The organism is Rhodopila sp. (genome assembly GCF_965277165.1).
Lineage (GTDB): Bacteria > Pseudomonadota > Alphaproteobacteria > Acetobacterales > Acetobacteraceae > Rhodopila.
In genome coordinates this window covers 1967057-1978957 of sequence record NZ_CBDICE010000005.1, presented here as the reverse complement: position 1 = coordinate 1978957, position 11901 = coordinate 1967057, and the positions used below count along the sequence as shown (strand labels likewise).

General features: G+C 63.7%; 12 protein-coding genes and 1 pseudogene. 4 read left to right on the top strand and 9 right to left on the bottom strand.

Annotation, left to right across the window (positions count from 1 at the left end):
• Window positions 1-10: 10 nt before the first annotated feature.
• From ACQY4Y_RS09790 to ACQY4Y_RS09780, 3 genes are read right to left on the bottom strand one after another with little or no spacing between them, the layout of a single operon-like run.
• On the bottom strand, window positions 11-1705 hold the full coding sequence (locus ACQY4Y_RS09790) for an AMP-binding protein (protein WP_428490354.1): 1695 nt from the start codon (window positions 1703-1705) through the stop codon (window positions 11-13).
• Entirely contained in the window at window positions 1702-2331 is a 630-nt protein-coding gene (locus ACQY4Y_RS09785) for a hypothetical protein (protein WP_428490353.1), read from the bottom strand. Before ACQY4Y_RS09785 ends, ACQY4Y_RS09790 begins: the two co-directional genes overlap by 4 nt.
• A gap of 24 nt (window positions 2332-2355) precedes the next feature.
• Complete coding sequence (locus ACQY4Y_RS09780) at window positions 2356-2643, bottom strand: phosphopantetheine-binding protein (RefSeq protein WP_428490352.1); 288 nt, start codon at window positions 2641-2643, stop codon at window positions 2356-2358.
• Window positions 2644-2906: 263 nt separating this feature from the next.
• On the opposite strand from ACQY4Y_RS09780, the gene ACQY4Y_RS09775 reads away from it, so the two are divergent.
• Complete coding sequence (locus ACQY4Y_RS09775) at window positions 2907-3710, top strand: glycosyltransferase family 2 protein (protein WP_428490351.1); 804 nt, start codon at window positions 2907-2909, stop codon at window positions 3708-3710.
• 151 nt (window positions 3711-3861) lie between these two features.
• Here ACQY4Y_RS09775 and ACQY4Y_RS09770 read toward each other — a convergent pair whose 3' ends face one another.
• Together ACQY4Y_RS09770 and ACQY4Y_RS09765 are read right to left on the bottom strand one after the other, a co-directional pair.
• Entirely contained in the window at window positions 3862-4479 is a 618-nt protein-coding gene (locus ACQY4Y_RS09770) for an HAD family hydrolase (RefSeq protein WP_428490350.1), read from the bottom strand.
• A 55-nt stretch (window positions 4480-4534) separates the two neighbouring features.
• Window positions 4535-5503: an L-threonylcarbamoyladenylate synthase gene (locus ACQY4Y_RS09765; protein WP_428490349.1), complete on the bottom strand. Its 969-nt coding sequence runs from the start codon at window positions 5501-5503 to the stop codon at window positions 4535-4537.
• Window positions 5504-5613: 110 nt separating this feature from the next.
• Between ACQY4Y_RS09765 and ACQY4Y_RS09760 the strand changes: the two genes are divergently transcribed.
• Entirely contained in the window at window positions 5614-7095 is a 1482-nt protein-coding gene (locus ACQY4Y_RS09760) for a leucyl aminopeptidase (protein WP_428490348.1), read from the top strand.
• Between the two features lie 83 nt (window positions 7096-7178).
• Complete coding sequence (locus ACQY4Y_RS09755) at window positions 7179-7619, top strand: DNA polymerase III subunit chi (RefSeq protein ID WP_428490347.1); 441 nt, start codon at window positions 7179-7181, stop codon at window positions 7617-7619.
• Between the two features lie 24 nt (window positions 7620-7643).
• On the opposite strand, the gene ACQY4Y_RS09750 is transcribed toward ACQY4Y_RS09755, so the two are convergent.
• Window positions 7644-8222 carry a hypothetical protein gene (locus tag ACQY4Y_RS09750; protein WP_428490346.1) on the bottom strand — a complete coding sequence of 193 codons (579 nt, stop codon included), beginning with the start codon at window positions 8220-8222 and terminating at the stop codon, window positions 7644-7646.
• Window positions 8223-8977: 755 nt separating this feature from the next.
• On the opposite strand from ACQY4Y_RS09750, the gene ACQY4Y_RS09745 reads away from it, so the two are divergent.
• The gene (locus tag ACQY4Y_RS09745; protein ID WP_428490345.1) at window positions 8978-9349 is read left to right on the top strand and encodes a response regulator; all 372 of its coding nucleotides are present in this window, start codon (window positions 8978-8980) and stop codon (window positions 9347-9349) included.
• Window positions 9350-9534: 185 nt separating this feature from the next.
• Here the strand turns inward: ACQY4Y_RS09745 and ACQY4Y_RS09740 are convergent, their stop codons facing one another.
• The 3 genes and pseudogenes from ACQY4Y_RS09740 to ACQY4Y_RS09730 form a co-directional block, all read right to left on the bottom strand.
• Window positions 9535-9699 (bottom strand): replication initiator protein A, encoded by a 165-nt coding sequence (locus ACQY4Y_RS09740; protein WP_428490344.1) that lies wholly within the window; start codon window positions 9697-9699, stop codon window positions 9535-9537.
• A gap of 332 nt (window positions 9700-10031) precedes the next feature.
• Window positions 10032-10374: pseudogene (locus ACQY4Y_RS09735) on the bottom strand (transposase); the annotation flags it as partial.
• 8 nt (window positions 10375-10382) lie between these two features.
• Window positions 10383-11834, bottom strand: a complete 1452-nt coding sequence (locus ACQY4Y_RS09730) for an ATP-binding protein (RefSeq protein ID WP_428490343.1) — start codon at window positions 11832-11834, stop codon at window positions 10383-10385.
• Between the last annotated feature and the right edge of the window lie 67 nt (window positions 11835-11901).

The following is an 11901-nucleotide window of genomic DNA, read 5'->3' as shown; positions in this document are numbered from 1 at the left end:
GTCGGGTGTTTTACTGTGTTGGAAATGGGGTCCTCAGAACACCGGATAGAACCAGTTGCTGGTTACCGGCCAGGCGAGCCTCGAAACGGGTGAGGCCGTCCGCGGTTCGCTGGGTCACCGCCACGCTATCGCCTGGGCGCACCGGATGGTGGAATTTGGCGGATTCGACCTTGCCGGACCAGCCAGCGGGGAACAGAACGGCGATGAGTTCGTCCAATAGCACCGCGCCCGGAATGATCGGGTTGCCGGGAAAATGCCCGGGACCGACCGGATGGTCGGCAGAGAAGGTCAACACTGTCGGTTCCGGCAATTTTTCCGAACCGGATTCGGCGGCTGTCGGTTCGGCTGGGGGCAGCCCGATCAGTCGCAACAGGTCCGCGCGTGCCAGCTTGCCCAGGTCGTTGCGCGGCAAGCCGTCGACGACGAGCAGCGGACGCGGCAGGAACGCGGCATCGATACGATCTCGGAGCTTGCTCAGAATCGCGGCCGCGGTCAGGCCCGGCGCCAGGGCGACGGCGGCCAGCCGCGGCGTTGCGCCGATCCCGGGATCGTCGGGCATGACGAATGCGCCGTCTTTTACTCCGTCGACGGCCAGCAACTGGGTCGTCAGGTAGCCGAGCGAACTGCGCTTGCCGGCGACGTTGACCAGATCCGCGATGCGGCCTTGGAGAATGAAGCCGTCGTGTCCGACCGGCTCGATCCGGTCGGCGAGCAGCATGTCGGGTTCGACCGGACCGGCGGCCCAGCAGCCGGCCGCATCGTTGAACAGCCGGAAGCCTTCAAGGCAGCGCCAGATCGGTCCGTCGATCGTGCGGCGGGTGGCCAATTGGCCGGCCTCGGAGCAGCCATAGATTTCGAGCACCGGCGCGCGGAAGGCCGCCTCGGCTTGTGCGGCCAACTCCGCCGAGAGCGGCGCCGTGGCGGAGAGCACGAAGCCGACGCGGAGCGACGTTCCGACGTCCGGGTCGCCAAAACCCGGCCCCGAGGCGTCACCCACCAGCGTCCGCAGATGCACCGGCGTGGTCACCAGGATGCCGCGCTGGCGATCGCCGTCCAACGCCGTGGCGATGTCAGCCGGGAAGAACGGGCGTTCGGCGGTCAGCAGAAGTCCGTGCTGTAGAGGCAGCATGACCGCCGACTCCAAGCCATAACTATGGGCGTGCGGCACCGTCGCGATGACCGCCGCGTTGGGGAAACGCTCGACCCCAAGCGCCCTGCCAGCGGCGAGGCTGCCCGCGACCAGGCGACCCCACAGCCGAGGACTCGGGTTCGGGCGCCCGGTAGACCCCGAGGTGAACAACACCGCGGCCAGTTGTTCGGCGGGGAACGCCGGGATGCGGCGCGCGGCGTCCAGGCTGGCTTCCGCATCCAGCGCCGGATAGCTGAGCTGCAGGCCGGTGCCCCAGTCGCCGGCGACCGCATCGTCGGTCAGGACATAAAGCGCCGCGTAGTCGGGCTGCAGGGCAGCCACCGCCGCCGCATCCCGGCTGCTTGGCAGCAAGGTGACCTGGCCGCGCAGCATGGCGGCGGTCCAGGCAACAACGAATCGATAACGATCGGTGCAGAAATTGACCACATACGGCCGATCCGGTAGATGGTCGGCGAGCGCCGCCGTTTCGGCGAGAAACCTTCCCCGCGAAATGATTTGTCCGCCCTGCCGGGCGACCGCGCCATCGCCGTCCTGCAGCAACGCAAGCATGGTCATCGGCCGTCGCCGGGCAAATTGCCGATTTGGCGGAGGCCGATCAGCGTAGCAAGCAGACCGGTGCGCGGCTCGTGTCGAAACAGCAGCCAGCGGCAGGCATATTCTGTCAGCCCCATCGCCACCACCAGCGGCAGGTTCCAAACGGTGACGAAACGCGACCAGACCGAAACCGGCGCCGTGATCAGCAACGTCGCCGACGTGGCAAGCTGGGCCGCGAAGAAGACGCACCAGGCAAAGGTGACCCAGCGTGTATAACGCACGACCTTATCGGGCATGGTCCGGCGCATCCGGCGGGCCAGACCTGTCACCACGGGATCACGACCGGATCGCAACGACGTTGCAAACCAGGTCAGCAGGCAGGCGTAGGCGGCAGCATGGCAAACACCGCCCAGCGCGAGCCCGACGGAACGCGCCGATAACTCCAGCGTCAGCGCGACCGCGGTTACCGCACCCAGGGCCAGTGCAGCCAGCAACGCCCGGTATCGAACCGCCAGATTGGCGGCGAGCCACCAGACCACCGCCGTCACTTGACCCGCCACGGCGGCGCCGATGATCCAGTTCGGCGCGGCGCGATAGATCAGGGTGGGCGCGATGCAGACCAGGATCACAAACAGGAAACCCGGCATGCCGCTGCGTCCCACCGGCACTGATCAACCGCGATGTTGCTGGATGTGTTCGCTCAGGCTGGCCAGGGAACCGAAGATGCGATGATTTTCGCTGTCGTCGGCCCGCAGCTTCACGCCGTAGGTCTGCGACACCGCGAGCGCGATTTCGAGCATGTCGATCGAATCCAGCCCCAGACCTTCGCCGAACAGCGGCGCGTGCGGATCGATCGACGAGGCCGCGACATCCAGATTCAGAGTACTAACGATCAACTGCGCGAGGTCCAGTGTTTGCGGCGTGAGCGCCGAGGATAGAGGTTGGTCGGTCATCTTCATCACCCATGCCTCATAGCAGAAGCTGCTTGAATTGAAATAGCTTTTTATACCGGCGATCGTCTTGGGGCGATGGTCTTGGTGCGATCCAGGACCAAGCTTTGTGGAGTAACTCCGAGCAACAGTTCTCGGCTTGCGATTGAGCTAAGCAGGATGTTATCATATCGATCTGTATGCAACCGGACAACTGCGTTTTCACCAATTCGATATCGCTGGCCGCCGACGACCGGCAGGCCTGGGGGAGCGACGCCGGCGAAGTCTGCCGCATGTCTCGCGCGACAGTCTCTGACAGCCATCTGGTTGTTATCCCAAGCTTCAACAGCGGACGGATTCTGGCCGACACCGTGGTCGCGGCCCGGGCATGCTGGGCGCCGGTCTGGGTGGTGATCGACGGCAGCAGCGACGGCTCGGACCAGGCGGTGGACGCGATGGCGCGAACCGACCCGGCGCTGCGCGTGCTGCGGTTGCCCCGCAATCAGGGCAAGGGCGCCGCGGTACGGCACGGATTGATCGCGGCGCAAGCGGCGGGTTTCAGTCACGCGCTGATCATGGATGCGGACGGCCAGCATCCCGCCGATCGTATTGGCGCCTTCATGGCGACATCGGCTACCGCTCCACGGGCGGTGGTCATGGGTCGCCCGGCGTTCGGCAGCGACGCGCCCTGGATCCGTGTCGTGTCAAGGCGCCTGAGCAACGCCAGCGCGGCTCTGCTCACCTGGCGCCGCGTCGGCGACACGCTGTTCGGCTTCCGAGTCTATCCGATCGACGCCCTGCTTGGGGTGATGCGGACGAGTCGCGGGATGGACCGTTTTGATTTCGATCCAGAGGCGATCGTTCGTCTCGCCTGGGAGGCCACACCGCTCATTCACCTGCCGACCCGGGTGCGATATCCTAGTAAAGGCGATGGCGGCGTCTCGCATTTCAACTACCTGCGGGACAACCTGTTACTGACCCGGATGTATCTCCGCTTGATCGATGCGGCGATCAAGCGGCTCTTGCGGTCGGCCGCGGCAAGGCTGGAACCCGGAGCGGGTGTTTCGCGGCGGTCACCGTTCGTGGCGGACGAATAAAATAGCAAGCTGATTTTTCATTGCGTCACACAGACTGGGCGTAACACAGACTGGGCGTAACACAGACTGGGCGCAACACAAACTGGGCGTCACACAGACTGGGCGTCACACAGACTGGGCGTCACACAGACTGGACGTAATAGAGGCTGGGTCAGCGTTCCAGCAGACCGCCTTTATCGAGCTCGATTGCCAGCGCCTCGGCGCCCGCATAATCACAGCCGACCAGCCCAGCCGCTCGGGCGCCGGCGACGTTGGCGGGACTGTCATCGACGAACAACGTCTCTGCCGGCGCCGCAGCCAGCCGGACCAGGCATTTTAGATACACATCAGCGTCGGGTTTGCGGGCGCCGAACTCAGCGGAAACGCAGGCGCGGGCGCCGACCAGCCCGGTAACCTCCGGGTACAGGATCGAAAAATGCTTCAGCACCAACAGATTGTTATTGGTCAGCACGGCACATCTCACGCCTGTCCGAATGCGCGACAGCAGTGCCAAGGTCGGAGCGATCGGCGTGACGGCGGCCTGCTGGGCGGTGACCCAATCAGCCTCGGATAGATCGCAGCCGAGACATGCGGCGAAACCACGCAGATATCCGACGGCGTCGAGCGCGCCGGTATCGCCGGTGTCCTCGAACCCCGAATCCCAGATCGCGGCCTTCACGTGGTCGGGCGATCGTTTCGTCGCCAGTGACAGTTGGGCGATCCGCGCGTCGCGATCGTAGAGGTATAGCACACCGTTGAGGTCGAACAGGATCAGCGAGATTTCGGTCACGGGACTCATCTGGGGGCCTGGCGGGTGCCGTGCAAACCCCGTACCGCGGGTAAGCCTATCCTGTCCTTGGCGCCGCCGCCCGTTGCAGCCGATCGTTGATCGCCGGCCCAAGCCCGATTTTCGGGATCGACATCACCGCGATTCTGGACGCGCCGAGCCGGGCACCGTCGGCGTCCAGACTGCGCAATCCTTCGAACAGCCGGGCGGCGGCTTCGATGCTGTCGCCCGAGGCACTGAGCTGAAACCGGCAGCAGCCACCTGGCGGTGGCGGCCCGAACGCCAGCACCGCCTCGTCGTCAGCCATCGTATCCGCGTTGAGCCGGACCGGAAGTCGCGGCGCGTAGTGCGACAACATCAGGCCCGGTGATCGGGGCGCGGCGCCGGAAACGGCGGTGTGTCCGACCGGGCCGAGGCACGCCTGCAGGTCCTCGGCCGTGATCCCGCCGGGACGCAGTAGTACGGGCACCGTCCCGCTCAGGTCCAGCACTGTCGACTCGATCCCGACCTCGCACGGGCCGCACTCCAGCACCGCCGCGATGCGTCCGGCCAACCCGTCCATCACGTGGCGGACCGAGGTCGGGCTGACCTGTCCAGACCGGTTGGCGGACGGCGCCGCGATCGGGCGGTCGACTGCCTCGATCAAGGCCAGCGCGAGCGCGTGCCGCGGCACCCGCACCGCAAGGGTGTCGAGCCCGGCCCCGGTCAGCAGCGCGACCGGGCATTGCGGCCGTCGTGGCAGCACCAACGTCAGCGGACCCGGCCAGAACGCCGCCGCCACCCGCAACGCACGCTGATCCGCGATCACATGCTCAAACGCCCGCCGTGCGGAGCCATAGTGACAGATCAGAGGGTTGAACCGCGGCCGCTGCTTGGCGTGAAAAATTGCCGCCACCGCCTCCGCATTGGTCGCGTCCGCGCCCAGGCCGTACACCGTCTCGGTGCCGAATGCGACCACGGCCCCGCTCCGCAGCAGGGCCGCCGCGTGGGATACGCCAGCCTTGTCGGCGGCCAGAATCTGCGTCATGCAGGAACGCCATAATCACTCTGTGCAGTCAAGGTAGAGCCCGCTCCGCATGGCAAAGCGCGCCGAAGCGGGCTAGCCTGCCCGGACGAATGATCGGAGACGTCCGCAACATGCCCGATATCGCCTTCGCCAAGCCGGCCCTGCCGAAGTCCGGCGCACTCGCGTTGTTGATTCATGAGGGCGAGAAACCGTCTGGCCTATGGGAGCAACTGGACGAGGTTGCCGGGGGCGCCATCGAGCGAGCCTTCAGGGTTTCCGAGTTCAAGGGCGGCAAAGGCAAGATCTGCTCGATCCTGGCGCCCTGCGCCGGGATCACACGAGTACTGGCTATCGGTCTGGGCAAGCCGGCCGAGATCAGCCAGACCATTGTGGAGGAAGCTGGTGGCACGATCGTTGCCAATCTGTCGCATGAAGCCGCCGTCGCGGTCGCCAGTTGCGCACTGACCTCGCAACAATGCGCCGAGGTGGCGCTCGGCGCAATCTTGCGCAGCTATCGGTTCGATCGCTATCGCACCAAGGAAAAGCCCGACGACAAGCCGAAGCTGTCCAGGATCACAGTGCTGACCGCGGAAGCGGCCAAGGCGAAAGCGGCATGGGAGCCACTGAACGCCACCGCAAAGGGCGTGTTCCTGACCCGCGACCTGGTTACCGAACCGCCCAACGTGCTCGACCCGCCGGAAATGGCAGAGCGTTGTCGCAGGCTTTCCGAACTGGGCCTGAAGGTCGAGATCTTCGGCCCGAAGGAGATGGGCAAGCTGGGCTTCGGCGCGCTGCTTGGGGTTTCGCAGGGCAGCGCGAAGGAGCCTCGAATGGTCGTGCTGCACTGGAACGGCGCCGGCGGCAATGGGCGTAAGTCCAAGGACAAGCCTGTGGTGTTCGTCGGCAAGGGCGTGACCTTTGATACCGGCGGTATCAGCATCAAGCCGGCTGGCGGCATGGAGGACATGAAGTGGGACATGGCCGGCGCCGGCACCGTCATCGGGCTGATGGCCGCGCTGGCCGGGCGACGCGCCAAGGTCGATGCCATCGGACTGGTCGGGCTGGTGGAGAACATGCCGTCGGCAACCGCTCAACGGCCCGGCGACGTGGTTACCAGCTACTCGGGTCAGACCATAGAGGTCATCAATACCGATGCTGAAGGCCGCCTGGTGCTGGCTGATGTCATCTGGTACGCACAGCAGAAATACGACCCGAAATTCATGGTCGATCTGGCTACCTTGACTGGTGCCATCATTATTGGGCTTGGGCACGAATACGCCGGCCTGTTCAGTAACGACGATGCCCTGTCGCAAAAGCTGACCGCGGCTGGCCTGGCGACCGGCGAGCGGGTCTGGCGGATGCCGCTCGATGACGCATACGACAAACAGATCCGCTCTGACATTGCCGACATGAAGAATGTCGGCGGCCGGCCTGGCGGGTCGATCACCGCCGCGCAATTCATCCAGCGTTTTGTCAACGCCAAGCCGTGGGCGCATCTGGATATCGCCGGCATGGCCTGGAGCACGAAGGACACCGCTGTGACGCCGAAGGGAGCCACGGCATTTGGTGTGCGGCTGCTGGATCGTCTGGTCGCCGACCACTACGAAAGTTAGGCGATGACCATCCACGCCGATCGGCTGGGCGCGCGCGGCGGGGTAGTGTGTCCTGCGTTCCTGATCGTGGCCAAGGGCAGTCAATGACCGAAGTGGGGTTTTACCACCTGACCCGATCGACCTTGGCGCAGACCCTGTCGCAGCTTCTGACCCGCACGCTGGCCGCCGGGCAACGCGCGCTGGTGCTTGGCCCAAGTGCCGCGGCGCTGGATGCGCTGAGCACAGCGCTTTGGGCGCAACCGGCCTGGCTGCCGCATGGCACAATCGCGGACGGCGACCCCGACCTGCAACCTATCTGGCTTAGCACTGAGGCGGAACCGCCGAACGGGGCGCGTTATCTATTTTTGACCGAGGGCGCCGAGACCGGTCGCTTCGAGCGCTACGACCGGGTGTTCGACATGTTCGATGGCAACGCCCCCGATGCGGTCGCGGCCGCGCGCAGCAGATGGAGGGCAGTCCAGGACGCTGGCCATCCCAAGACGTACTGGCAACAGACCGAGACTGGCTGGCAAAAAAACGGATAACCGCTCGCGCCGCGTCGAGCCGGTCTAGCGCTTTTTCCCAGATGGCTTGGTGTTCAACCACCACTTGACTGGTTCAGGCTCCAACTTGGCGGTCTCGGCTGGGTGGCCACGACGTTGAGAGGCATCGAAGACCTCGGATTCCGATTCGGCAACTACCTGATCTGTTCCCGACATTCCGACTGGCGTCGGCGATTCGTCGGAAAGCGCTCGTATAAGCTGCTGCGCGGAATCGCGGGTGGCTTCCGCCATCCGGAGCGACTTCTCGGCGATCCGCCGGGCATTGCGTTCCTCAGCCAATTCGTCGTGGTGCAGGTTGGCGCTGCGTTCCGCGGAGCGTAGCTGTTCAAACGCAGCCCTTAGCTGCTCTTGGTGAGATGCGACTTCGGCACGCAGGTCGCCGATCGCCTCACGTTCGCGGCGCAACGCCTCAATTGCTTCGTTCTTGGCCAACTCGGCGTGGCCGATCTTGGTCTGCAGATCGCGGACTACGCCCTGGGTTTCGATCAGCGACCGATCGGCCCTGTCGCGCGCCGCGGTTTCGGCGGCGAGCGCGGCCTCTGTTCGTTGCAATCGGCTGCTCGTAGGCCCGGTCGGGGTGACCACGCCGCGATGGGCCGGTGGCTCAACCCCAGGCTCCCGTCGCAGGACTGTAACCGGGACATCGCCATCCTGCACGAACCGCCGGCGGTGCAATCCGCCATTGAAACGGTCACCCATGCGGGCGGTGTGATCCATTCGCTCCGGTTCGGGGCGGTGTCGCTGCGATTCACCCATCAACCCCAGCGCCTTGCGCATTTGTGACTCGGCATCGTCGTTTGGTCCGGAATCTTCCGACTGCGGGCCACCTGCGTTTGATGTGGTTCCCGGTTCCGCGCCAGGCGCCAGCGGGTTCGGGTCGGGCGAGGGTCCGCCGGATGCGGCATCGGGGTTCAATTTCAGATTTTCAGACAATTCCATCACCTGGGAAAAATAACATCATGACACCGTCTTCCACCCTGTGTCAGGAACCGCATCGGTCCTGACCCCCGCAGGCTGGTAGCGTGCCGCAGCCGCCGGGTCGAGTTATTCCTTAGGCCTGCGTATTCCTTGGAGGCCTGAGTATTCCTTGGGAGCTTGGGCGGATTGATATAGGTTTCAAGTCGTTGGCTAAACCGACGGCAATAGCCGGCCGGGTCAGAAGCCAACCCTGGACCAGATCCACTCGATTCGCACTGACATGAGCCCGTTATGTATGGGCCGGAACTATAAATAGCAAGTGATCCGCTGCTTAAGGGGTTATTAAGGTTGCTACAGGCGGCTAGCATCGCACTTAGTTGGATGTCGCCAACCGACGGCGACCATTTTCGGGGAAGGTTTTCATGGACAGGGACAATGCGAACATCGTTGCAGTCATCGATGACGACGATGACGTCGGCGATGTCCTCGGCGGCCTGTTGGAGACGATGGGATACCAATTTGAGACCTACCGTTCGGGCATGGATTTTCTCTCCACAGCCAAATTCGATCGCCTGGCCTGCCTTGTTGTCGATCAGAATATGCCCAGTATGACGGGTCTGGAGATGATCGAAAACCTGACCGATCGCGGCATCAACATCCCCGCCCTTCTGATAACCGGAATCCATGATACCGAAGTCGAGCGCAAGGCGGCCAGCCTCGGCGTCATGACCGTGCTGGAAAAACCCATGTCGCATCACGAGCTTTTGCGGTTTATTTCGGTCTCGGTCGGCTGACCGGCGGTGGGCCAGGCCGGCGAAGTTCGCGGCACGGAACGGATGCGACGGATAAGCCGGTTGCAATCCGGTCGCAATCGGCCGCGAATGGTCTGATGCTTCAGCTTCTGACGTCTTCGGCACAGGCCCGCGTCTTGTGGACGCTTCACCCGGGTCGGCTCAAATCGAAACCTGGTAGATCATTGCTACGGACGACGGTTGGATTTTTCAAATAGCGTCGGCACCGAGATGGCAAATCCTTCCGGGCCACCGCCGCCGGCGTGCTTCCGGGCAACGCGGTAGAGGCTGCGCTCGTGGCCGCCGGTCATGGCGAAATAAGCTGGATCGATCGCTAGGAGGCAGCCATCCATCAGGATTCCTTCGCAAAATCATTCCGAGGCGGTAAGACTCATACCTCGGCTCTGCCCGGTCTCCTCGTTGACCACGTCGGTCAGCTCTCAATCCAGCTGAGCGCGTCCTGATCGATCATGCGCCCTGTATGGTAGCGGGGCAGGGGTTTCTTGAGCAAACTTGGCCCGCATGAGGTGAGAGCGCCTAAATGACGATTTCAAGGTCGGCAAAACGCTCTGCTGTCGGCATTATTCGAACAAACTACTCACTCGCAAAATCTTTGAGAGTCTGACTCGAATCGGTGGAACAATTGAAGGCATTTTTGCTTGGGGTATTTATTGACCGACGCCGTTCATGCGACAGCCAGACGACGCGACATGAGCTTGATGCTGGCGACGATGGGCCATGTCACGGCGCTCTCGACACTGGCTTCGACATCTTTGGCTAGCCGGCGGTCGCGGTTCAACCAGGCAAACGTGTGCTCGACGACCCATCGGCGGGGTAGCAGGACAAAACCCCTTGGCGACGTCGGACCTCTTGACGATCTCGACGGTCCAATCACCGAGCTTGTTCAAAGCCTCTTTCAGTTTGGGTGCGGCATAGCCGCCATCGGCAAAGATGTGGTTCAGCCAGGGGAACGCGCGATCCAGGCTGGCCAGCAGGTCCGGCGCGCCGTCACGATCCTTTGCGTCCGCCGGGGGCGTCATCGCTGAGATTGATTGGTCGCCATCTGTTGCGGCTTGTCGGCGATCTCGCCTAAGCCAGCGTAGAGGGCTGAGACCGGCAACCACAGTATCGCCTGGGTTCCCTCGTTCGGTGTGCTGAGCAGCCGCACATGGCCACCCGACTGACGAGCAAACCCATAAATCTGCGACAACCCGAGGCCGCTGCCCTTGCCCACTCCCTTGGTGGTGAAAAACGGCTCGAAAACGCGGGTCATGACCTCCGGGGTCATGCCGAAACCGGTATCGCGCACCGAAAGGCTGACGAACCGGCCGGGAGCGGCATCGTCATTGCCGGCCAGGTCGGTGGGCGCCAATTCGGCGACGCCGGTGGTGATGGACAGAGCACCGCCTTCAGGCATGGCGTCGCAGGCATTGATCACCAGGTTCAGCACGGCTGATTGAAAATGCGCGGGATCGGCGTGGCACAACGGCAAATCCGCCGCAAGGACCATCTCGAACCGCACCCTGGCGACGACCGTTCGCAGCAATATCGGTTCGAACTCGCGCAGCAGTACGTTGATATCGACCGGCCTCGCTTCAAGGGTCTGGCGACGAGCGAAGGTCAACAGACTGCTGGTCAGTTGCGAGCCCCGGGTGGCGGCCTGCTCCGCCGCGTCGGCGTATTTGACGATCTTGGGATTGTCCGCGCCCAGCCGGCGGATCATGTGCATGCTGCCGATCATCACCTGCAGCAGATTGTTGAAATCGTGCGCTATCCCACCGGTTAGATGACCGATCGCCTCCATCTTCTGGGCCTGGTGCAGCGTTGCCTCGGCGGTCTGGCGTTGAGCGATTTCCTGTAGCAGGCGTTGGTTGGTCTCGGACAATTTGCGCTGTTCGTGCCCGAGTTCGATGCGCAGCCGGATACGTTCGCCAAACTTGCGATGCGCTTCCAGGCTGATTCCGGTCAGCGCCGCCGCGAACAAAACGATCATCAGCGACGAGACGCGCCAGGCGGCGCCCTCGGCGAAGAAACTCGCGGCCAGCGACACACTGGACGGCACGATGAAAGCCAACACCGTGGGCAGATGGGCGGCGTTGACCGCGACGGCACCCGAGCCCATGCCACCGATGACCAGCGCGAGGAAAAGTTGATCGGATTCCTCCGCGGGAAACATCATCGTCGCGCTGAAACCCCACAGCATCCCCGTCGTCAACGAGCCGAGGACGCTGAACACGGCCCACCGTGCAGTTGCTGCCGCTTCGGGACGCCGTCTGAGAAAACTCCGACCGCGGATCCAGCGCACCGCCGAGACGATCACCATGACGGCGACCCAAGCGGCTGTCAGCCGCTTGCCATCGAGCGGCGCCAGGACAAAGGCGGTGAGGATCGCGTTGATGACAGTGACGGACAGCGTGACCGGTGCGTGCTCGAACACCGATCGCAACCGCTCATATTCGACCAGACCTGCATCCTGCTCCGACAGCATCGGCACTACCTGTCTGCGGCCCGATGTTAAGGAACCGCCGCCAGCACGCTAAGCAAGCAGGAATAGC

What these genes read in the sequence shown, in the direction of transcription:
- ACQY4Y_RS09780 (WP_428490352.1), bottom strand. Translation starts at nt 2,643, where the DNA reads ATGAAGATGACCGACCAACCTCTATCCTCGGCGCTCACGCCGCAAACA.
- ACQY4Y_RS09765 (WP_428490349.1), bottom strand. Translation starts at nt 5,503, where the DNA reads ATGACGCAGATTCTGGCCGCCGACAAGGCTGGCGTATCCCACGCGGCG.
- ACQY4Y_RS09730 (WP_428490343.1), bottom strand. Translation starts at nt 11,834, where the DNA reads ATGCTGTCGGAGCAGGATGCAGGTCTGGTCGAATATGAGCGGTTGCGA.
- ACQY4Y_RS09790 (WP_428490354.1), bottom strand. Translation starts at nt 1,705, where the DNA reads ATGACCATGCTTGCGTTGCTGCAGGACGGCGATGGCGCGGTCGCCCGG.
- ACQY4Y_RS09745 (WP_428490345.1), top strand. Translation starts at nt 8,978, where the DNA reads ATGGACAGGGACAATGCGAACATCGTTGCAGTCATCGATGACGACGAT.
- ACQY4Y_RS09775 (WP_428490351.1), top strand. Translation starts at nt 2,907, where the DNA reads ATGTCTCGCGCGACAGTCTCTGACAGCCATCTGGTTGTTATCCCAAGC.
- ACQY4Y_RS09785 (WP_428490353.1), bottom strand. Translation starts at nt 2,331, where the DNA reads ATGCCGGGTTTCCTGTTTGTGATCCTGGTCTGCATCGCGCCCACCCTG.
- ACQY4Y_RS09755 (WP_428490347.1), top strand. Translation starts at nt 7,179, where the DNA reads ATGACCGAAGTGGGGTTTTACCACCTGACCCGATCGACCTTGGCGCAG.
- ACQY4Y_RS09740 (WP_428490344.1), bottom strand. Translation starts at nt 9,699, where the DNA reads ATGGATGGCTGCCTCCTAGCGATCGATCCAGCTTATTTCGCCATGACC.
- ACQY4Y_RS09760 (WP_428490348.1), top strand. Translation starts at nt 5,614, where the DNA reads ATGCCCGATATCGCCTTCGCCAAGCCGGCCCTGCCGAAGTCCGGCGCA.